This is a genomic window from Candidatus Mesenet endosymbiont of Agriotes lineatus (assembly GCF_964019585.1).
Lineage (GTDB): Bacteria > Pseudomonadota > Alphaproteobacteria > Rickettsiales > Anaplasmataceae > Mesenet.
In genome coordinates this window covers 894966-916667 of the sequence record NZ_OZ026454.1, presented here as the reverse complement: position 1 = coordinate 916667, position 21702 = coordinate 894966, and the positions used below count along the sequence as shown (strand labels likewise).

Here is a 21702-nt window from a genome sequence, read left to right as displayed (position 1 = left end):
CAATGAACTCCTGGATAAAGCACCGGGCTTTTCTTCTCTGATCCTTTAATTCTACTTTTAGTTCTCCATTGAGCGCAGTATTAAAGGTAAATTGTCAGATAAATGATATTCCTCACCGTTCTCATCAGTCAACAAAACCTCAGCGTTAGTATCAAAAGCAACTCTTTCAATATTGGCTAGAACTATTAGATCTGAAGTTTTATCTGTAGTGATCTTGCCAAGATCAATGGTGTGGGTATTCTCAGTAAACCTTGCTGCTAAAAGTCTAAAAGTTAAATCCAAGTTTTGATGGGGAGTCCAAGTACTAGCGTTACTGGAAGAAAGCAATACCCCAATTTGATAAGGTTGACTGACAACAAAGCGACCATTTACCGCATCATATTTTCCTACTTCTGCTATTTTTACTGCAGTATTAGCATCGTCAGTAAGAACAACTAAAGCATACTCTTGCCCAGCTTCACAAAACACTGGAGGCCAAATAGCACGTGTTGTACTACCATTAGTGTTAACATCATGTGGTTCAATATAACTTTCAGCAACAACAGTTTGAGATGGTATGCCAATATTAGTTTCACGAATCTGCAGGACAACCCGTTTTGTCCCATTATTTGTAAACCATAAATCTACACCAGCAATATGTCTGCTTTCATTTAAAGTAAAAGTCTGAGCCAAAGGATCAATGCGTTTAGTGGCTATGACTCTTCTTCTCTCTTCGGTAGTGATTGTTCCACGACTGGTATAAGTTGCTTCAGCGTAACTACCTTGGTTACCAAAAAATTGTACAAGTTTTGTTCCCGCGGGAATATTACTTAGTACGGTAAATCTTCCTGTTATTTTTCCTTGGTTATCAGCTGTAAGCGGTGTAACTGCATTCATATTTTTAAGCTTCAGGTTTAATACTGATGGAATCAAATCTTAATTCTTTGAGTTCTTCATGAGGAACAAAGCCTTCAAGCTCAAAACTTTGAGTGGCCTGACGCATAAAGACAATTTGATTACTTCTACTACTTACAAGCTCTGTGCTGTTATTAACACTAAATCTACTAGTTATGGAACTGAGCCAATTAGTTTTTACTTCCGTCCAATGATCAACGCTTAAGTTAATTGTAGCTTTAGCTGGTACAGGATCAAAGGCTTGATAGGGATTAATTTTCATTTCTTTGGTTTGTAATAGTTGTTCTAATACTGGCTCAAGCTCATAGGGGAGAAGATAAGGCTTTGTTGCTTGCTTAAGATTAACTACTGTAGCAGTAATAGGTAGAGTCAGTTCTTTATTTACAATCGCTGCTGTTTGGGTAATACCTAAATCACGCATATCATCATCAAAAAAAGGATCAACAAATACCCCTTTCTTAGCAGTAGGCTCTCTTAAACTCGCATCACTACGCAAACGTTCTTCAGCAACTAGAGCATAAAGATCATTGATACTTTTTTTCATGGCCTCTAAGTCATTCATAGGTATGGCATAAATAGCATTATTTATTACTTTAGGGCTTTCTTTTTCGTGCCATTTTTGCTGAACATAACTAAGAGCAAGTTGTCCTACTGGAGCTTGAGGAATGGATGGTTGCCAAGGATGGGCTATGCCCTTTATTCTTCTAATTACCCCTTTGCTATCGATGGTGATTAAATCATATCTTGGCATTTTCCAGCTATAATCAACCAGGATTAAAGTTCCATCAACTGCTCCAATTACTTTACAACCTTGTTCATTTAAATCATGAGGAGAGGCATAAGTACGACAACGATAAGTGATTTGATAGCTACTACCTGGTGCTGGTTCTTTACCTGGTAATGACCAATCAACATCTCCAGCATGGAGTTTATAGTCTACAGCATTTTCATAAACAGTCTCCCCCTGCTTTATTTGAATAATCTCAAGCACAGCTGAGTCAGGTATAGGATCTACTGCTCCTGAATATGAGCCATGAGTTATGGTGATGGTTTTTTGTACAGTAATATCGACTTTTTTAATTTCAGTGATGGGTGAATCATTTAAAACAAGCTCCATTACTTTTTTACTATCGGGTTGAAAAGTATGAGGTTCTGAGGCAACAGCTTTAATATCTGGATCTTCATCAAAGTAAACACGTTTGCTATGGGGTAGAAGAGTTTCATAACCATCAACATGAGCTTTACCTTCACTGATCATGAATACTTGCTGTTTCTTGCCATCTTTATTTTCTCTAGCTAAAAATATTACCTCAAGGCCATTTACCACATAAGAGCCATTAGCTTCACGATCATAGCGAGCAAGAGCTGTGGTTACTATATTTGCTTGTGGTGGGGGAGAATGCTGAATGAGAATCCCATTTTCAATATGATAAATAGGATAGAACTCCAAATTTGAGTGATGCCCTCCGCTTGATATCCCCAAACAATAGTGCTTTTTAATCTTGCTGCTCCAACTTCTTGATAATTTCTTGTACCAACTGCAGGATCACGAAGACTTATATCCTCAAGTTCTGTAACTGTTAATTCAGTATAGTAAATACCAATACGAACTGTAGTACTTAGAGGAATGATAAACTCTGCAGCTTCAACTATTCTAACTGAGCCACGAAGATAAATTTTACCAAGCTCAAATTACCAGTCTTCTCATCAATAATGCAATTAGCTCCAGAGATAATATCGCCATCACTAAAAATAGCGTCTCTTATACCTTTAAGTTTAAAGAGAGCATAATCTTGAATCTCATTAAGTTCTGCTGATTGTAAACCTCTCCCTGCTAAGAATAGACTACGTTCATATCTTCTTTCTGGATTGAAACGATTATAATAACTATTGAGTGTCATAAAACTAAAAGAGTTTAAAAAGTAACTACAAAGGAAAAGGTCTCACGAGTAGCAGCAGTTCTAATAAGCGGCACGGTGTGTTCAAGTACCAACAAAATTCCAGAATCAATAATATCTTGCGGTTCAAAATATCTTTGCCCAGGAGGTAATACCTCTTTCACTTTGGTGCCAACCATAACTCCAAGTTCCCGTATCACTTGATCCCAAGCATCAGTAAAATCGAAAGTAAATTTAAGATATAAGCTACCTGTTGGCAGAGAAGAAGGCTTAAATCTCCCAGTAGGAGTAATTAGTTCTCCCTCATCATCACCGCTACAAAAGATAACTTCATCAGCCGTACGTCTACCCACCTCATTTATCAACTTTGTAGAATTGATTGGCTCTGCTTTTGTGCTTTGCGTGTATTCTAAAGTTACAGTATCATCCTCATCATTTAAAATGGAACTACTTTCTCCACGTTTTATTATACCAGTACTGCTATCAACTATATAATCCACACTTGGTTTATAGATTACTTCTCCTTTGAAAACCTTAACATCTTTAACTGGGTAATGGTCAAGCTTGATTTCACCCTTTAAAAAAGTTTTCTCGACTTTATGGTTACTTTCCCAAGAAGCATCACCTGTGCCCCAGGCAAGATGTATGGGTTGTTCTTTTATACTTAATGCTATTGCTGCTCGACCTGACTCAGTGAGGATTGACATTTATTGGATTTAAAAGCCTTACATATATTATATACAAGATTTGGAGAAATTTTGTCCAAAAATCTTCATTTAATTTAGTTAAATTTAACTTTTATTGCAACTTGACTCACTTATCATGCTAAATATAATATACTCTATTCTACTTTGAAGAGGTAATGGATATCTACCCAAGCTATGAGTTCTGGGAAAATGATTTAGAGGTTCCCGCCCACTACTTACTTAGTCGTTTTCAGAATCCAGAAATACGTAAGTTCTGGCTTGATTCTCTCACCGGTAAGCAATTAAATATTATCTTTAAGCATTGCTTTAATCATCAGCAGCAACTATTTGAAGATGATATAAGTCATAATAATATGTCAGTACAGCAAAAACGTAAAATCATTGCCAATGGTTCTGACGTACTATTTAACTATTATCTGATTAGTTATTTTGATCGTACTAAACTTGAATCAGCTATTAGTGAAGTTGCAAGACTGGCTATTACTCAAAAGCTTATGGAGCTATATTTAATAAAAAATAATACTAAATATGATAAAAGATCCTTACTGTTCTTATTATTTCAGACAAATTATTCTTTATTAAAATCTGTTTATCATTTTGATAAGGTGCAAAAAAGAGGCTCTACTGCCTTTACCTTACAGAAGGTACCAAGACAAGTAAACAATACTCCATTTAAAGATTTTATCTCACAAGAAATCATAGAGCAAATTCTTAAGGAAGACGATGCGAGACGTAATGATAGTTTAAAAAATCAATTGCAGGGTCTCTTCTACCATCAAAATCGTATATATGTCTTTATACGGCGAGCTAGTGACTTTTGTTTTCTTTTAAACTCAAATAAAGTAGTGCATGGTCATAAACCCGATTGGATTATAATTGATTTCTCTCTTAATGCTAATCAGGTAAATTTATGTACTAAAAGTATCAGTCAAGGTCTCAGAATAACAAATTATATTGTAAGTCAGTATTTTGAACGTGAGTGTTCATTTATTAACACACATAATCAAACTGAAGTTGCACAGGTACGTACATTCTTAAATGCATGTGTACACAAGTCAGTGCCTAATATTAACCTATTTGAATTAAAATTTAGTTCATCTCAAACCTATATTACTCTAACTACAAATGATATTGAACAGTGGCTACAGAAGCTAGAACCTTCTGTTGGTAGTATATTACATAATGTTTCTCTAGTTCAACATGCAAGAGTAATATTTCAAAATAAGAAAGTCACCTTATCTTTTCAAATAAATGGACAAGACCAAAACTACATAGCAATTAATTATTCAGAACATATACTTAATAAAAAAGAACGAGATGATTTTAAATCTTTAATTAAGGATACTTATGGTATTACTGTCTTATCAAAAGCAAAAGCACTTTCAAAATAGAGAAATAGTTAATGCTATATTAATGAATGGATCTTGGATAAATCCTAAGAAGGGCTATTTAGAAGCTGCTAAATACTTAAGTAAGCTTGGATTTATTGAGTTTGAAATATCATATTTTGTTATTTGTGCTAACGAATTAGATCTTGATTTTCCAGATGTATATGATCCTGATTGCAAAAATCAGATTATAATTGCCCATGACTTTAATGAAGACTGTGATGATTTGAGCTGTGAAGATTGTGGTCGTTATATTTTTCCTAATACTTATAAAAAACAAAGATCTCTTGTACTTTCTATCAAACTCAATATAGAAAAAACAGTAAGTTATTTTGAAAGTCTATTAACTGGTCTAATATGGCAAAAAGCTGAAGCAGGAGTTTACCATATTAGTTTTCAAAATAGAATAGTTAGTATTGTTATACCAGTTTTATGTACTGATACATCATATTTAACTGCAGATAGATTAAGAATTAACCCTACTGTTTTAATAACCCTTGGGACAAGAGATCTTAAACTATTACTAAATTTGTATACTATTTCTATGGCTGATATAATTTGTAAGTACAAAACTTTAAAAGAAATATTACTCACAGCAATCGAAAAAGGAATACCAGAACTATTACCTAACGTTTCTTTACAAGCATTAAATTATTATCCTTATGTACCACTACAATACGCTCAACCTATTCCACCAGAGAAAATCTTACAGCTACAAATTCAAGGAAATAACATTTGTATTAATAATATAGAAGTTATTGATAAACACTCAAAATCTGGAAATATATTTTTTATTCTTTTAGAACAATTTTGGCAAGATTTTAAGGAAGGAATTTCTAAGGAGCAGTATAAAGCTTTAAGTGTTGGGGAAATTGCAAATAGGATAGGAAATATTTTCGATGTAGAACAGCAAATTCGTAAACCAATAAATAGAATGCAGAAAAATATAACAGAGAAATTAGCTAAAACCTTAGGGTTAAATGTAAAAAGAGATGATGTTATTCAAACTTTACCGTGGTCAGCAATGAGTGGTAAGGAATATGGCTACAGACTTAACCCATTTATTCTCATTTTTAGAAAGTAGTCTATCTAAATTGTAAATTAATAATGATTTAACCTCTGATGAAGAAAAATCTATAAGTCCTTCTTTATTTGTTCCAATTTTGTTCAATGCATTTTTTGTCCGTTCAAAATCGAGATTGGCAAGATCACAGACCATAGCAAAAGATTGAGAATTTATCCATCCTTGCGCTTCTTTTCTTAGCTTTTGATTTTTTCCTAATAGATCTTGTATGGCCTGGATAATAACCGCAGACCATAACCTTCCTTCATCGTATTTCATTACCAATTAACCTGAGAATTTTTGATAAAATCAGTGTAAGCACGATGCTCTGGAGTTATAACCGCAGCAATCTTATTCTTCTCTCCATATTCATCAGCTGTAATTCCTATCTTTACTAAGCATTCTAGGCCATTTAAGTCACCAGTAGCGTTGATCTTACGAGCAAGAACTGCTTTCTCTGAGGTGTCATGCGGATGAATATTACGTGCAGATTCTAAAATACTTCTAATCATGGAGCGTCCCATTTCACTCCACCTATCTTCACCATCTGCTTTGCTACTTTTAATTCCAATGATTTGATAGATTCTATGTTTCGCATATGGACCTTCAGTTACAATAAATTCAGTATTGAGATAAACACTTCCAGTGGTCCTACTTTTAGTTAACCAACAGTCGCCATCATAACCTCCAGGCTGAATGGCTATTTGTACTTTAGCTATTGTACCTGCAGGAATGAGATTGCTTTGTGATTTTGCTGTATTGAAGTCAGTTAAAAGATCTTGTAACATATAATTTCTCCTATGAATTAAATTTTAAAATTAAAAAAAGGTTAATGATCCCATTGCTCTATAAGCTGCCAAGAGCCAGAGGTTTTATCGACAAGCTTACTTGGTACACGTTCACCATTACGTAGTTCAAACACTATCTGACGTACATTACTCTCTTCATCCTGAGAAAACATAACCATGCCAGTACTGTAGAATCCCCTTAAAGATCCAGCTCCACTTAACCCTTGAAATGGGTCTTCTTCGAGCATTTTCTTAGATAATTTCTTTGTGTGGTGGGTCAGTATCATACAGGCATCTGGACTCACAACACTACGTAAACTTTCAAGAGTTCTTTGCAAGAAGAATAACATGGCGCTATTATCATTTTCATTGCCATATTCACTGCTAAAGATATTACGAAGAGGATCAATCGCCAAAATATCAGGTCTAAAGTGTTCTTTTACAGTTTCCTTTATTTGCGTTATCTCTTCACTATTGAATGACAGGTGTACTTTTGGAGTAATAATTAAATTATTAGCAGCTATATCTAAAAGATCCTTGTCAAGCTTAAGCTGTTGTAAGCGTTCCTTCATGTAGGGATATTCAATTTCAGTTTGCAAATAAAATATCTTCAAAGGTCGACTTGGTGTCATTCCAAGAAAAGAAACTCCAGCGGCCATATGTACTAGCCAAGAAATTAAAAAATCACTCTTACCAATTTTAGGTGGACCTCCCAGTACTAACAAACCTCTTTGGGTTAAGATCCTTGGCGAGATAATATCTGCTGGTATTGGTGACTTATCGTTTAAGTATTCCTTGACGGTGAAGAATGGTATTTTTTGTCTATTAAAATCAGTAAATTGTCTCATAAGGTTTACACTCCTTTTGTAATTGAAATTGTGGATAAAGTTTTGTTCTTAATTTTGCTCAGTAGCTTACCTAAATGTGGTTCTTCAACCATATCAAGACAGCCACTACGATCCTTAGCTGGATATCCCCAGGAATTGATAGCATGACAGATAAAAGAGCGTACTTCCTTGCCATCTTCTTTTTTAATGCCTACCATGCTGATAACTTCATCAACAATACCGGGAATTTTACTGGCAGTTTTAGTTCCTTCACACTGTGGCAACCAAGTTGGGCGATTAAAGTCATCTAAATATTGTCCAAGGGTACCAACTAAAATGATGTCTTTACTAGGAATATGTTGAAATTGATTCAGCCAAGCCATCATCTCTTGAGCAAGTATGCCATATGCTGCTCTCATGTCTTGTTTACCTGTTCTCTCAGAAATAGATTCAGGTTGTAATTTAGCCCATAGAAGACTTAAGCGTGAGGCAACAGTTATGCTATCAATGAAAATGCATCGGTACTCAGAGAGTTTTGCTAAAAGATCTCCATACTTACCTAAGATGTGATCATAGTGTCTTTGGCTATAAGCTTGATCAGCTTTAAGTGCAGGATTTGGGCCACCAATTAGACAAGCAATATCTCTTGCTTCATTCCAAGTACGAATGTTAATTGAATCTCCCTGCCAATCCTGTACGGCCAGTAAACCAGCTTCAAAATCAAGACACAGTGTTGGCTTATCTAAAGTCTTAAGTAAACTAGTCTTACCAATGCCATATGGTCCAAAGATTACTATCTTCACTCCTGTAGTAGTTTTTAGTCTTTCTTCACTATTTGTAATTTTTAAAGTCATAATTTTATTCTCCTCTCATAATATATAATCAAGAAATGACGACGATTTGTTCACCTGTTTTTACAAATATATTTTTAAGTGAGAAAGTTTAGCTCGTATTTGTCTTCTGATGTGATAAACAGTTGTTCTTGATATTTTATACATTTTAGCAATTTCACAGATGCTATAAGATTGAAGATCATAACAAATGTCCTGCCAAAGTTTTGGCAATTTTGAAATTGTTGTGCTTATATCGATATTTGCTGCTACTTTATTTTCGAAGTGACTACTTTTATCAACGACATTACCTAATTCTGTGATATCAATGAATAATATCCCGGCTTTACTATCACGTTTAGCGCATGATTGCTTGCGTACAAGATTTATAGCACGATTTTTAATAATGCTATGAATAAATGCATCTTGACCGCTTTCATCACCACTATATTGGTTTAAATCAGACCAAGTTTCGCACAAAAGCTCTTGTTCTATATCTTCAATACTGTAATCAGCAAAACATCTGAAAGATTTAAGTCGTCTAGCACGTTTCCTTATTTGTTTAATAATTTTAGGGTTAATGCCTAAATAGCGATTGTTTGATTTCATAGCGATTCCATAAATTTATATGGTTTAATGATGAAATCTATTGCCCTGATTTTGTACGGCACGAGAGAAATTCTTTCCCCCATATGTAAAAGTTAATCACTTGATATTTCAGGATTTCTTTCCAGTTTATCCCCCATCTGCAAAATTTGTTCAGACATTGAAGTTATTATGCTGTTTTAATAGTACTTATTCTCATATCTTATGATGGTTTTATTTAACCAATAATTAATCTTTAATTAATATTTAAGCTTAATAATTTTATTTATATCATTAATAGATATAAAGTATGGGGGTGAAATGACAGAGAATAATAATATAAAAACTTGTGATAAATATGAGGAATATTTTGAAGGATTTAACAATATCGGTAAAGATCTCGATGAATTAAAAAAGTCTTTTGATGATGAGTTAATATGTATACAAAAATCAGTGAAAAAGGATAAAAAAAGCTATCCTATATTTCAAGATGATAAAGCATTTGATGTGTTCAGGAAGCTTTGTAAACTTAAGTTACTTGATATAGTCAAAGACACTTTTAAACTAACAAAACATGATATTAAAGCCATAAATAAGGTTATTGAGCAAGATAGATTGAACATAAATGCACAAGATGTACATCATCTCTATAAGCTTGCCGACAAATTTACAGAAAACGATATACAGTATCTTGAAAGAGCTGCTACAGCGTATGAAAATGATAGTATTGAACGAGAATTCGATTCCTTTGCACAAGAAAGATTTACTGAACTTAATAAGTGTGAGAAACAAGTATTTGATCAATTTGAAAAAGAACAGCTAAGTAAAACAGAAAAAGGCAAAGCAGGATCAATCAAATCATTGTTTACGAGAATATTTAAAATAGTAATAAGAAAGCTTCAACATGGAGAAAAATTAGTTGAACTTAAAAGCACAAAAGAACAGCAAAGTAGTTTTATCAGTCATCTGCCAGAAAAGAGTTTAAATGATTTAACTGATTTTAATTTTGCAAAGGAAGAGCATAAACTAGAAAATTCTTCAACTAAAATGGATGCAAGAAGTAACTTAATTGATTTAAATACCACTTTTGATCAAGTAACAATAACTGAAATAAACAACAAGCAATTAAGTCAGTAATTCTTTTGGATTATATATTTCAGTAAAAGGAAGCAATAAGCTCAAAACAGCGCTACAATGGAATGATATTAAAATCTATTTAGATAGTAGTGCTGTTCATTGAAGTTAAACTTAAAACACACCCAAACCAACTAAAAGCTAAAGGCAAGATAATGATTACAAGCTATATGCCATTTGCTGACGTTTTAAGTTATATTATAAGCGTAAGTTTATAAAAAGTATACAATTTCCCATGCTGAAATAACATAATGACTCTAAAAACATCACATTTAAAGCAACATAAACTCTACTTACTCATATCTTTAATACTTTTAGTTTAGTAACTTAGCAAACCAGCTAAACATTAGCAATGTTAGTAGAATTACTTTGAGAGTGCAATAGTATTTAAAAAAAATCTAAAAGTTCAGTAGATATGATGTTTTCATGGGGGTAGTTTTAAAACTTTATTATGGATTGTTTGTCTTTGCATTCATTTTTAATTCTTCTGTTAAAATAGACTTTTTATTAAAGATCAGAATTTCTAGTTGGTAATATTTGATTATAATATACTATAGTATATTATTATATATATAAGGTTTTTTGCCATCTTGCCAACTACCTTAAACCTGCTATGGGAGGGGATTTTAAGACGCATTTCTAGTTGGCAATTTCTTTCTGCATTTCTGCCATCCTGCCAACTTAAAATTAACAAAATAACTTAAAACAAGCCACTGCGGTCAGTTTGAGAAAAATCCTAGTTGGCAAGATGGCAAATTCTTAAACTGCCAACTTAATTTTTGCCAACTTATTCTGCCAACTTAAAATTGTCATTTATAATGAAATTATGAGTAACCCAAACGTCCGGATTTTCAACTGGCATAAGTACTCCATTTGTTGCTGATAGATAACAGCTTGGTTTAATAAATACATATTGATCTTCAGAAATTTTAAGCTCCATATCCTCAACACATAAATAACCATACTTTGATCTGGTATTTGATAATTCATGTTCAGGACTTCTCTTGAAAAATTTTATATGACCAATGGTTGCAAGATGACTTATTCTTTCGCGAATACTACGTTCACTACCAAGACCTAATTTTCCTTCAAAATATTTAGCAAATTGTGCTGTAGTATAGACTTTACCTTTATATGCTTCACTTGCAATTAATTCTAAGATAACGTCATGTCTTCTTCCACGTTCTAAATCTAGTTTCTTGTTATAACTATTCCTTACTATTCTTTCTGAATTAAAATGTGCATCACACTCTACAAATGCTCCATTTTGCCAGTAAAACGAAATCTGATTTTGTTCAGATGCAGAATAATTAGACTTCTTACGGCAAAGAACACGATCAATATCAGAAGCATCAGCTCTATCCGGTTTTGATAAATACCACCTGGACCTTACAGAATTATTCCATGCTGTTGAACCTCCTGTACCAGTTTTTCGTATTATTCCTGAATCAGAAGGATGAGCACATAATAAAACAGCTCCTTTTATTGTCTTTGCTATATGACCACAACAGTTTTGAATAAATTGCCTAACATGAGAGCGATCATTTTCATTACCGCCAAATAGGTCTGCAGCTGTGTCTAAGATCACTAGCTTGGGTTGAAACAATTCAATGTCTGCAAGCAATTCTTGAAAGTAAGGAGTTAATTGGCCTATACCTTTATTATCAAAAACCATAAGAAGATTATTTTCTCCTACTCGAGATGATAAACAAATGTTGTCTAGGAAAGCAGGGGATTGCATATCCAATTGATAAAATGCATTTATTGTACATTGCCGACGCCAGAGTTCTTCTTCATCATATTCACAAAAGACACCATATGTTTTAATTTGTTCAATATCTATGCCTAACCAAGGTTTACCAATAGCAGCAGCTGTCATTAATTGTTGTGCAAGAAGAGATTTGCCAACACCGCCATCGCCATAAAGAGCAGTAACGCTACCAACAGGAAGCCAATCTTTTATGATCCACTTTCTTTCTGGAGCAGTATTAGTCCAGATTGATGTATCAATTTTTTTCAATTTATTAGAGGAATTATTATTGTTATAAGGGCTTTTCTTATTTGTGATAAATTCTAGAGGATTTATTCCTTCTTGGATACAATCAGCAGCATCCCAACCTTTTGGTTTATTTTGGGGAACTTTAATAATTGCTAGGGAGATAACACCAAGATCGATGAGTTTTTTTGCAACTTTCTCAGCGTATTGCTTTCCTGGTTCATCGTTATCTGGCCAAATTATTATGTGTTTGCCTTTAAGTAGTGACCAGTCTGTTTTGTCAATGGGTGCATTTGCTCCAGACATTGCTGTTGTTGCTGTAATACCTTGTTTTATTAAGCTTTCTGCACACTTTTCTCCTTCAACAATAATGACCTTATCGGCTTTAATTATACCTGGGATATTATATAAAGGTCTTATCTCTGGTGCAGTATAGCTTGACTTTTTGACATCAAATGGCAGATATCGTTTCCCTAAAGCAGTATCATAAAGATAAACCTTAACAATAGCCTCACCATTCTCATCAAGATAATCCCAAGAGGTTGTGGACTCAGCTTCATTAACTTTATGTTGCCGGTAATAGCCAAGCCACTCACCAATGGATGCCATTACTTCATGGAACTCAGCCTTAACATCTTTCCTATGTGCAGCAGCCCAAAGATCTATGATATCCCCTCCTTCTCCAGTGGCAAAATCGTTCCATAAACCTGCTTTATTGCCTGTCAGTTCTATTCTTAAACTCTTTCCTTTACTACCTTGCAGATTACCAATACGATATTCGTTGCCATGAAAAGTGCCATTACGGAAGAGGTAAGAAAGACAAGATCTTATATTAAGTAAAAGCTGAGTTTTTAACTCTTCCTTCTCTAATAGTGGCTTATAATGTCCATTCTTTGATAAGTTGTTTAAATCACATGTGATATCCATAATTTTCCGTTAATAGATCCCTTATCAATAATGAATCAAGAAATCACACGAATTTGTTCACTTATAGCTCAAAATTTTTTGACTATTAAAACCTTTGATGAATTAAATGTTGAAATAATGTAACTTTTTCTGAACATTTTGATGAATTTTCTTGATATATATAGTAGAGGGATACGAAACTCCATTATTTTAATAGTAAGAAGGCTACATAATAAGATGATATATGAAAGATAAGCTCCCAGGTAATAATGAAATCTTGTTTTATGAAACAGACAATGGAAAGGTATGTATAGAGGTCAGATTTGAAAATGATAATCTATGGCTTACACAGAAACATATGGCTAAGCTATTTGGCTGTTCAAGTGATAATATTTCGTTGCACTTAAAGAATATTTATCTAAGTAAAGAATTAGATAAAAGCTCAACTACTGAGGAATTCTCGATAGTTCAAAAAGAAGGAGAAAGAGAAGTAAAACGTAATGTAGTATTTTACAATTTAGAAGCTGTTATATCAGTAGGCTATCGTGTTAATTCAGAGCGTGGCATAGCTTTTCGTACATGGGCAACTGATAAACTAAAGAATTACATTTTTAAAGGCTTTGCAATAGATAGTAATAGATTTAAGAATGGTACAAGATTTGATGCTAGATTCTTTGATGAGCTAGTAGAAGAAATAAGAGAAATTAGGGCTAGCGAGCGTATAGCTTACCAGAAAATTACAGATATTTATTCAACTTCAGTAGATTATTCAAGTTGTGCAATTGAAACAAAAGATTTCTTTGCTATAGTGCAAAACAAATTACATTTTGCCATTACTGGAAATACAGCAGCAGAAATAATCGCAAATAGAGCAAATAGAAACAAACCAAATATGGGCCTAACAAATTGGCGAAAAGCACCTAAAGAGAAAATCTTTCTCTCTGACACTCAGGTAGCAAAAAACTACTTAGATGAAAATGAAATTGCTCAATTGAATAAGATAGTGAATATGTATATAGACCATGCGGAATTTCAAGCTGCTCGAGGTAAAATAATGTATATGAAAGATTGGAAAGAAAAGCTTGACGCATTTTTAAAATTTAACGAGCAAGAGATATTAAAGGACCACGGTAAAGTTTCTCATGAGGTAGCAATTACCTTAGCTACAAAGGAGTATGAAGAATTCAGAAAAATACAAGATAAATCGTACAAGTCAGACTTCGATAAATTGGTGGAAGAAAAGAAAAATCTTAACAAAACTAACTCCAACTAATAAATCTATACCTAAAAATAAAATATGTCGATACTCACATTAGATTTAGGACAACAAACTGGTTGGGCAATTTTAGAAGGAGGAGTGATTGAAAGTGGTAGTAAGAGTTTTCATGTTAGTCGCTTTAGTGGTGGAGGAATGCAGTTTTTAAACTTTAGTAATTGGCTTAATTCTTTAAAACAGAAGTTTTCAAATATAAGTGTTGTCTATTTTGAAGAGGTAAGAAGACATCTTGGCACTGATGCTGCTCATATCTATGGAGGCTTCTTAGCCCATCTTACTGCTTGGTGTGAGCTTTGCCTTATCAAGGTGTTGCTGCAAAAAGCATTTTATCACAGTAATGCCAGTAAAAGTGCAGTGATTGCTGCAATAAAAAATAAAGGTTTTACCCCAAGTGATGACAACGAAGCTGATAGTTTAGCACTACTATTTTATGCTATGAATTTAAATAATAATATTAATAACTTAAGTAGTTTAGAAGCCTGTTAAGCGGGTCCTTGGCTACTGTGGCGGGTTTTGGGTAAAGGGACCCCGGAAGTTCTCTAGCGTTAGAATGTTTTAAGATATTAACTTTTTAAACCCATCTTTAAAATCAATAAAAATATGAATCTTAAAATCCATTATTATCCAGTTGAAAATCTCATTGAGTATGAGCGCAATCCCCGTAAAAACGACGTAGTGGTAAGTAAAATGTGTGCTGCTATTGCTGAGTTTGGCTTTCGTATACCTATTATTGCTAAAAGTGATGGTATGGTAATTGATGGTCATTTACGTCTTAAAGCTGCAAGAAAATTAGGATTAGAGACAGTTCCAGTGGTATTTGCTGATAATTTAAATGATGCTCAAACTAAAGCTTTTCGTCTTCTTGCTAATCAATCTGCTAATTGGGCTAAATGGGATAACGATCTTTTAGAGCTTGAATTTAAGGATTTAGAAGAGTTAAACTTTGATCTTAAACTCACTGGTTTTGAGTTAGATAAAGTACAAAAGTTTTTTGCTGATGAAAGTAATGAGGAGGAGGATTTTTCTCATTTAACTGATAATGAAGATAAACCAGTAGTAACAAAACCAGGGGATTTATGGATACTTGGTAATCATCGTATTTACTGTGGTGATAGTAGACTAGATAGTTCTTTTAAAGCTGTTTTAGATGAGCAAGTGGCAGATATTACCTTCTGTGATCCTCCATATAATGTTGCTTATGGTAATAGCCAAGAAAGAGATGATAGGAAAATATTAAATGATGATCAGGGTGAAAAATTTGAGTTATTTCTCTATGACATTTGTTCCCACATTTTAGCCTATACCAAAGGGGCAATTTATATCTGTACAGCATCAGCCGAACTTGCAACCCTGCAGAAGGCGTTTAAAGAAGCAGGAGGACATTGGTCAACGTTTATCATTTGGGCTAAAAATCACTTTACACTCGGGAGAGCTGATTATCAACGTCAGTATGAAGCAATACTCTATGGTTGGAAAGAAGGTAATGAACGTAGATGGTATGGAGGACGCAGTCAAAGTGATCTATGGTACTACGACAAACCTACCTGTAATACGCTGCATCCAACCATGAAACCTTTAGAGCTAATAGAAAAGGCGATAATAAACAGTAGCAATCCAGGAGATATCGTCCTTGATCCCTTTGCTGGCTCTGGTAGTACACTTATTGCTTGTGAACGTAGGGAAAGAATGTGCCGAACAATTGAGCTTGATCCTGCTTATGTTGATATAACGATTAAACGTTGGCAGATGTATACTGGCAGGGCAGCAATATTGGCAGCGAGTGGTAAGACATTTTTGCAAATTCAAGAACAAGTCTTAGAAAAGTGGTAAAAACAAGAAAATAATAAAAGGGGGAAAAGTGGCACTTATAACCCAGACTGAATGGGCAAAAGAGCAAGGGTTTTCTAAACAGTACGTCTGTTATTTGGTGAAGAATGGTATCGTTGAGCTTAAAGACGGTATGATTGATTTTGAGCAAGCAGATGCTGCACTTATTACCATTCGTGATCCAAGTCAACCACAAAGAAGAAAAGGTATTAACGGTAATGAAAGAGGCAATAGTGATCTTGCCACCATGTTCCTTAAAACTCGCATTAAGAATGAAATAGAACGTGGTAAGCTTCTAGAAGCTAAGGCTAAAGCTGAAATTGGTGAACTTGTACCAATAGATGAAGTTAAAACTGCAGCTTTTAATACCGCAAGAGTTGTAAGAAATAATCTGCTTAACATTCCCGATAGAGTATCTGCACTTTTAGCTTCACTGGATAGTAGTGAGAAGATTCATCAGACACTAACTGAAGAAATCAAGATAGCGCTTGAAGCATTATCACAAGGGGGATTGGAGTGAGTGGCTTTACATCTAAAAACACTTTACCTGCTTTATTTATAGCTGAAGAACCAATGATCAAACAAAATCTCCATTTAGAAATAATTAGATGCTTTATTAGCAACGCAGAAGTAGATGTTAATACTCAAGGGATAAATGGCAAAACTGCTCTCCATTATGCTATAGAATCTGATGATTTAGCTTTAGTAGATCTCTTATTTAACAAGAAAAACGTTAATCCTTTCATTAAAGATGATACAGGTAAAGCCCCGCTTGATTACGCTCAAGAAGAAAATAAAACAAGAGTATTACAAGCTTTAATCAATAATAAGTATGGACCTGATGGCGATAGCTTACTTCATTTAGCAGCAGCAGTTGGTGAAGTTAAGGCAGTAAGATATTTAATTGAAAAAGGTGTAGATGTTAACTTACGCAATGCTGCGCACCATACACCCTTACACTTAGCCGCAGGAGCAGGACATAAAAGTATTATTGAGATCTTAGTAGAGGAAGGGGGAGCAGAAATCGATGTTTTTGATGCAAGAAATCAAACTCCTTTACATTACGCTGTAAATAATAAGAGATTAAAAACAGTAGAGCTGTTAATTCAGCTTAAGGCCAATGTCAACGCAGTCAGTGTTGGTCAAAGTTCCACAGGATTATCACCACTTCATATTGCAGTAAGTAATAGCAGTTATGATGAAAGAGATCTCTGCCTTGATGTAGTTAAGTGTTTAATCAGTACTCCTGAGTGTAGAGTTAATCCCCAAGACCATGAGAACCAAACTCCTTTGCATTATGCTGTAGATGGTGGTGGACTGAGTACCACAGATGTTTTACTCACCAGAAAAGATATAGATCCACTGATGAAAGATGATAATGGTAAGACTCCATTTGAATATGCGGTTGAGGAAAATAAGCAGGAGATAGTAAAGGCCTTAAGAGAAAACAGATACGGAGTTGATAATAACCATCTATTACATTTAGCGGTGCAAAAAGGATACACTGAAATTATCAATATTCTAATAAAAACGGGGGAGGATATTAATGTTTTAAATAACAAGAACCAATCACCAATATATTTTGCGGCAGAGCAAGGACATTTAAATGCGGTAGAGTTACTGCTTAAAAAAGGAGCAAGCCCTGCAGTTGCCCTTTACTGTGCAATTAAAGCAAATAACCTCGAGTTACTTAAGGTCTTATTGATCAGAAAAGATGTGGATCTATTTGGTAGGGATAATGAAGGCAAAACTCCTATAGATTATACGAAAGAAAATCCTGTGATGTTTTATATGCTTAGTAAATGTGCAGAAGTGATAGAAAAGAGAAATAATCATAATAAAAAGGTGAAGCTCTGTACTGTTCTCACTCTTGCAGTTATAGGTTCAATGACAGTAATTTTTACTATAGCAGTAGGAATGTATACCACCATAGCCGGAGTATTCACAGCAGTTGCTATAGTGGCTTTAAGTCAACTTATGCAAAGATCAATTGATAATAACTGTCAGCAAGGGGTTTTAAAAGCGCTGTCAGAAACCAATAAAGAACCTGCTACTTTAGTTGATTATGATGAGCGAGAAAATCCATGGCAATCAAATAATTTGGTGCTAATGCAATGATTTACAGCAGTAGTTTTTATGCCGGACTAAAACCCGATCCATTACTTAAAGTGTCAGAGTGGGCAAATGAGTATCGGGTACTTTCGCAAACAGCATCATCAGAACCAGGGAAATGGCGGACAGCAAGAACTCCTTATTTAAAAGAAATCATGGATTGTCTCTCTCCTTCATCTGCCGTTGAAAAAGTAATCTTTATGAAGGGGGCACAAATTGGAGGAACAGAGGCTGGAAATAACTGGATAGGCTATATCATCGATCAAACTCCAGGGCCAATGCTGGTAGTGCAACCCACTGTCGAGATGGGAAAGCGTTGGTCTAAAGGAAGATTTGCTCCTCTTATTGACAGTACACCATGTTTAAAGAGCAAAGTTAAAGATCCAAGAGCAAGAGATTCAGGTAACACAGTACAGAGCAAAGAGTTCCCAGGAGGCATGGTGGTAATAACTGGAGCTAACAGTAGTGTTGGGCTAAGATCCATGCCAGTTAAATACTTATTCTTAGATGAGATTGATGCTTATCCAGGAGACTCTGGGGGTGAAGGTGATCCAGTACTTTTAAGTATTGCACGTACTAACACTTTTACGAGGAGAAAGATCTTTTTAGTATCAACACCAACAGTACATGGAATTAGCAGAATTGAGAAAGAGTTTGAAGCTTCTGATAAACGTTATTTCTTTGTGCCTTGCCCACATTGTAATTATTATCAAATCTTAAAATGGCAACAGGTAAAATGGGAAGATAAGGAGCCAGCCTCAGCACATTATGTTTGCAGTGAATGTAGTGGTAAAATAGAAAATCATCAAAAGACAGAAATGTTAAGTCAAGGGGAATGGCGAGGCACAAATGTTACAGTAAACAACAAAACAGTAGGCTCTCAAGTTTATATAGCCCTGTTGGCTGGTATAGTTGGAGTCAAGCAGTAGAAGACTTTCTCCACAGTAAAGATAATGAGCAGCTGCTTAAAGTATGGATAAATACCACCCTCGGAGAAACTTGGGTTGATCGTGGAGAAGTACCAGATTGGAAGCATCTCTTTCAGCGTCGAGAAGATTATTTAATTGGTACAGTACCTCAAGGAGAAGTAGTCTTAACTGCTGGGGTTGACGTGCAGAAGGATAGAATAGAGGTAGAAGTTGTTGCTTGGGGCAGAAATAGAGAAAGTTGGTCGATTGATTATCAAGTGTTTGAAGGCGATCCTGGACGAGATTTTGTCTGGAATAAATTATCAGAATTACTTGGCAACCATTTCTTAGGTAGTGATGGACTTGAATATACAATCAGTATGATGGCAGTAGATGCCGGATATGCAACACAGGAAGTTTATAATTGGATCAGAAGTTATCAAGGATGTGGAAGAGTAATGGCAGTTAAAGGAGTAAATAAAGCCCTAGTACCACTTAGTAGTCCAAGTAAAGTTGATGTTACTGTTGCTGGACAAAAGTTACGTCGGGGCGTAAAACTCTGGCCTATAGGAGTATCAATACTTAAATCTGAACTCTTCCAATTACTTAAACTTTTAGAGAATGAAGAAGGATTTCCCCCTGGGTACTGTCATTTTCCTCAGTATTGCCCCGAATATTTTAAACAACTAACAGCTGAGCAGTTAATTACTAAAGTAGTTAAAGGCTATACTAAACAAGAATGGCAGAAGATTAGAGAACGTAACGAAGCACTTGACTGTCGAGTTTATGCAAGAGCTGCATCCATTGCTCTAGGGATTGATCGCTGGACAGAGAATAAATGGAACAGTTTAGTGGGTAAAAAAACTAAGAGTCAAAAGAAATCAGCAAAAGTAATACCGAGTAAGTGGATAGAGCCAAATGTACAATAGTGAGTATCTAGTCCAAGTTGAACAAGCCATACAGAAATTACAAAGTGGGGAACGAGTAGTATCAATTGCTTATGGTGATCATGTAGTGAGATATGCAGAAGTGCAGATAAATGACTTACTTAATTTAAGACAAAGAATTAAGGCCGAGCTGAAAATCTCAGGGGTAAAGCCAAAGAGGAGAATTGTTTTTTCCACAAGTAAAGGTGTCCTATAGATGATATTAAAATCACTAAAACAACTATTCAATAAACCAAAGATTAAAAGTTCAGCCTGGGATGGAGCAGGAGCTGGAAGAAGGTTATGTTATTTTCAACCTGAAAGGGGAAGCATAAATAGCCTCCTTACTCATAACCTTGAAACTCTGCGTAGCCGCTCTCGTGGTATGGTACGTAATAACCCCTATGCAGCAAATATTATTGATACCATAGTCAGTAATTGTGTTGGCACTGGAATTAAACCCCAATCAAAAGCTACAGATGCCAATTTTAGAAGAAAACTACAGCAGTTATGGCTTAGTTGGACTGATGAGGCAGATAGCTGTGGCGCAAATGATTTTTATGGACTGCAGTCTTTAGTATGTCGAAGTATGGTAGAGGGGGGAGAGTGTTTTATCCGTTTGCGGGCGCGAAGAGCAGAAGATAATTTATCTGTTCCACTGCAGCTGCAAGTACTTGAATCAGAACATTTAGACAATAAGAGTAACCAAACGTTAGCAAATGGTAACATCATTCGTAGTGGGATTGAATTTAACAAACTTGGGCAAAGAGAAGCATATTACTTATTCAGAGAGCATCCAGGTGATGGTTCATTAGGAGAATCAGTTCGAGTTCCAGCAAATGATGTTTTGCATATTTATAGACCTTTAAGACCAGGACAAATAAGAGGAGAACCTTGGCTATCTAATGTACTACTGAAACTCTATGAACTTGATCAATATGATGATGCGGAACTTGTGAGAAAGAAAACGGCAGCAATGTTTGCTGGATTTATCACCAGACTTGATCCTGAAGCTAATATCATGGGAGAAAATGAAACAAACGAACATGGAATTGCCCTCTCTGGTTTAGAACCTGGAACTATGCAGCTTTTGGATCCAGGAGAAGATATTAAGTTTTCTGAACCATCAGATGTTGGGGGTAGCTACGAGGCATTCATGAGACAACAACTGAGAGCTATTGCTATTGGCATGGGCATTACTTATGAGCAGTTAACTGGTGATCTCACTAATGTTAATTACTCATCAATTCGAGCAGGGCTGATAGAGTTTCGTCGTCGATGCTCGATGTTACAGCATAATGTCATGGTCTTTCAATTTTGCCGTCCAGTATGGAATTAGAGTTAGCACTACTCTCTGGTGCAATTAAAGAAACAAATAAAGAGAATAGCCAAACATTAAAGGATGTAAAATGGATCCCACAAGGGTTTGATTGGGTTGATCCACTTAAAGATCAGCAAGCACAGCAGATGGCAGTAAGAAACGGGTTTAAAAGTAGAGCAGAGGTAGTGTCAGAGCTTGGCTATGATATAGAAGAAATTGATCAGGAGATTGCTGAAGATCATAAACGTGCTGATTACTTTAACCTGAATTTTGATTCTGATTGTCGGGCAGATATTAAGCAAAAAGGAAATTAAAT

General features: G+C 35.0%; 19 protein-coding genes and 2 pseudogenes. 12 read left to right on the top strand and 9 right to left on the bottom strand.

What is annotated here, in order from left to right; genetic code table 11:
- Window positions 1-57: 57 nt before the first annotated feature.
- The 3 genes and pseudogenes from AACL19_RS04365 to AACL19_RS04355 all read right to left on the bottom strand — a co-directional run bounded on the left by AACL19_RS04365 (window position 58) and on the right by AACL19_RS04355 (window position 3499).
- The gene (locus AACL19_RS04365; protein WP_410519844.1) at window positions 58-876 is read right to left on the bottom strand and encodes a hypothetical protein; all 819 of its coding nucleotides are present in this window, start codon (window positions 874-876) and stop codon (window positions 58-60) included.
- Between the two features lie 4 nt (window positions 877-880).
- Window positions 881-2795: pseudogene (locus AACL19_RS04360) on the bottom strand (DUF4815 domain-containing protein).
- A gap of 14 nt (window positions 2796-2809) precedes the next feature.
- Window positions 2810-3499, bottom strand: a complete 690-nt coding sequence (locus tag AACL19_RS04355) for a hypothetical protein (RefSeq protein ID WP_339045298.1) — start codon at window positions 3497-3499, stop codon at window positions 2810-2812.
- A gap of 155 nt (window positions 3500-3654) precedes the next feature.
- On the opposite strand from AACL19_RS04355, the gene AACL19_RS04350 reads away from it, so the two are divergent.
- Window positions 3655-4890, top strand: a complete 1236-nt coding sequence (locus AACL19_RS04350) for a hypothetical protein (protein ID WP_339045297.1) — start codon at window positions 3655-3657, stop codon at window positions 4888-4890.
- Window positions 4847-5971: a hypothetical protein gene (locus AACL19_RS04345; protein WP_339045296.1), complete on the top strand. Its 1125-nt coding sequence runs from the start codon at window positions 4847-4849 to the stop codon at window positions 5969-5971. Before AACL19_RS04350 ends, AACL19_RS04345 begins: the two co-directional genes overlap by 44 nt.
- Here the strand turns inward: AACL19_RS04345 and AACL19_RS04340 are convergent.
- Genes AACL19_RS04340 through AACL19_RS04320 form a run of 5 tightly spaced genes read right to left on the bottom strand, consistent with a single transcriptional unit; the run spans window position 5906 to window position 9004 of the window.
- Window positions 5906-6229 carry a hypothetical protein gene (locus tag AACL19_RS04340; protein WP_339045295.1) on the bottom strand — a complete coding sequence of 108 codons (324 nt, stop codon included), beginning with the start codon at window positions 6227-6229 and terminating at the stop codon, window positions 5906-5908. The genes AACL19_RS04345 and AACL19_RS04340 overlap by 66 nt on opposite strands.
- The gene (locus AACL19_RS04335) at window positions 6229-6738 is read right to left on the bottom strand and encodes a hypothetical protein (RefSeq protein ID WP_339045294.1); all 510 of its coding nucleotides are present in this window, start codon (window positions 6736-6738) and stop codon (window positions 6229-6231) included. The genes AACL19_RS04340 and AACL19_RS04335 overlap by 1 nt, the downstream gene beginning before the upstream one ends.
- Window positions 6739-6779: 41 nt before the next feature.
- Window positions 6780-7586, bottom strand: a complete 807-nt coding sequence (locus AACL19_RS04330) for an AAA family ATPase (RefSeq protein WP_339045293.1) — start codon at window positions 7584-7586, stop codon at window positions 6780-6782.
- 5 nt (window positions 7587-7591) lie between these two features.
- Window positions 7592-8419, bottom strand: a complete 828-nt coding sequence (locus AACL19_RS04325; RefSeq protein WP_339045292.1) for an ATP-binding protein — start codon at window positions 8417-8419, stop codon at window positions 7592-7594.
- Between the two features lie 60 nt (window positions 8420-8479).
- Window positions 8480-9004 carry a sigma-70 family RNA polymerase sigma factor gene (locus AACL19_RS04320; RefSeq protein ID WP_339045291.1) on the bottom strand — a complete coding sequence of 175 codons (525 nt, stop codon included), beginning with the start codon at window positions 9002-9004 and terminating at the stop codon, window positions 8480-8482.
- A 297-nt stretch (window positions 9005-9301) separates the two neighbouring features.
- Between AACL19_RS04320 and AACL19_RS04315 the strand changes: the two genes are divergently transcribed.
- Window positions 9302-10117 (top strand): hypothetical protein, encoded by an 816-nt coding sequence (locus AACL19_RS04315; RefSeq protein WP_339045290.1) that lies wholly within the window; start codon window positions 9302-9304, stop codon window positions 10115-10117.
- A 784-nt stretch (window positions 10118-10901) separates the two neighbouring features.
- Here AACL19_RS04315 and AACL19_RS04310 read toward each other — a convergent pair.
- Window positions 10902-13037 (bottom strand): AAA family ATPase, encoded by a 2136-nt coding sequence (locus AACL19_RS04310; RefSeq protein WP_339045289.1) that lies wholly within the window; start codon window positions 13035-13037, stop codon window positions 10902-10904.
- Between the two features lie 223 nt (window positions 13038-13260).
- Here AACL19_RS04310 and AACL19_RS04305 point away from each other — a divergent pair, with 223 nt between their 5' ends.
- The 9 genes and pseudogenes from AACL19_RS04305 to AACL19_RS04265 all read left to right on the top strand — a co-directional run bounded on the left by AACL19_RS04305 (window position 13261) and on the right by AACL19_RS04265 (window position 21700).
- Window positions 13261-14289 (top strand): virulence RhuM family protein, encoded by a 1029-nt coding sequence (locus AACL19_RS04305; protein WP_339045288.1) that lies wholly within the window; start codon window positions 13261-13263, stop codon window positions 14287-14289.
- Window positions 14290-14313: 24 nt separating this feature from the next.
- Window positions 14314-14778, top strand: a complete 465-nt coding sequence (locus AACL19_RS04300; RefSeq protein WP_339045287.1) for a Holliday junction resolvase — start codon at window positions 14314-14316, stop codon at window positions 14776-14778.
- Window positions 14779-14892: 114 nt separating this feature from the next.
- A complete protein-coding gene (locus AACL19_RS04295; protein WP_339045286.1) occupies window positions 14893-16122 on the top strand; it encodes a DNA modification methylase in 1230 nt (409 codons plus the stop codon).
- A gap of 28 nt (window positions 16123-16150) precedes the next feature.
- The gene (locus AACL19_RS04290) at window positions 16151-16639 is read left to right on the top strand and encodes a hypothetical protein (protein WP_339045285.1); all 489 of its coding nucleotides are present in this window, start codon (window positions 16151-16153) and stop codon (window positions 16637-16639) included.
- 56 nt (window positions 16640-16695) lie between these two features.
- Entirely contained in the window at window positions 16696-18237 is a 1542-nt protein-coding gene (locus AACL19_RS04285) for an ankyrin repeat domain-containing protein (protein WP_410519878.1), read from the top strand.
- Window positions 18234-19160, top strand: coding sequence for a phage terminase large subunit family protein (locus tag AACL19_RS04280; protein WP_339045283.1), 927 nt, complete (start codon window positions 18234-18236; stop codon window positions 19158-19160). Before AACL19_RS04285 ends, AACL19_RS04280 begins: the two co-directional genes overlap by 4 nt.
- Window positions 19067-20068, top strand: a complete 1002-nt coding sequence (locus tag AACL19_RS04275; RefSeq protein ID WP_339045282.1) for a terminase gpA endonuclease subunit — start codon at window positions 19067-19069, stop codon at window positions 20066-20068. The genes AACL19_RS04280 and AACL19_RS04275 overlap by 94 nt, the downstream gene beginning before the upstream one ends.
- Window positions 20058-20282: a gpW family head-tail joining protein gene (gene gpW, locus AACL19_RS04270; RefSeq protein WP_339045281.1), complete on the top strand. Its 225-nt coding sequence runs from the start codon at window positions 20058-20060 to the stop codon at window positions 20280-20282. The genes AACL19_RS04275 and gpW overlap by 11 nt, the downstream gene beginning before the upstream one ends.
- Window positions 20283-21700: pseudogene (locus AACL19_RS04265) on the top strand (phage portal protein).
- The last annotated feature ends 2 nt before the right edge of the window (window positions 21701-21702 follow it).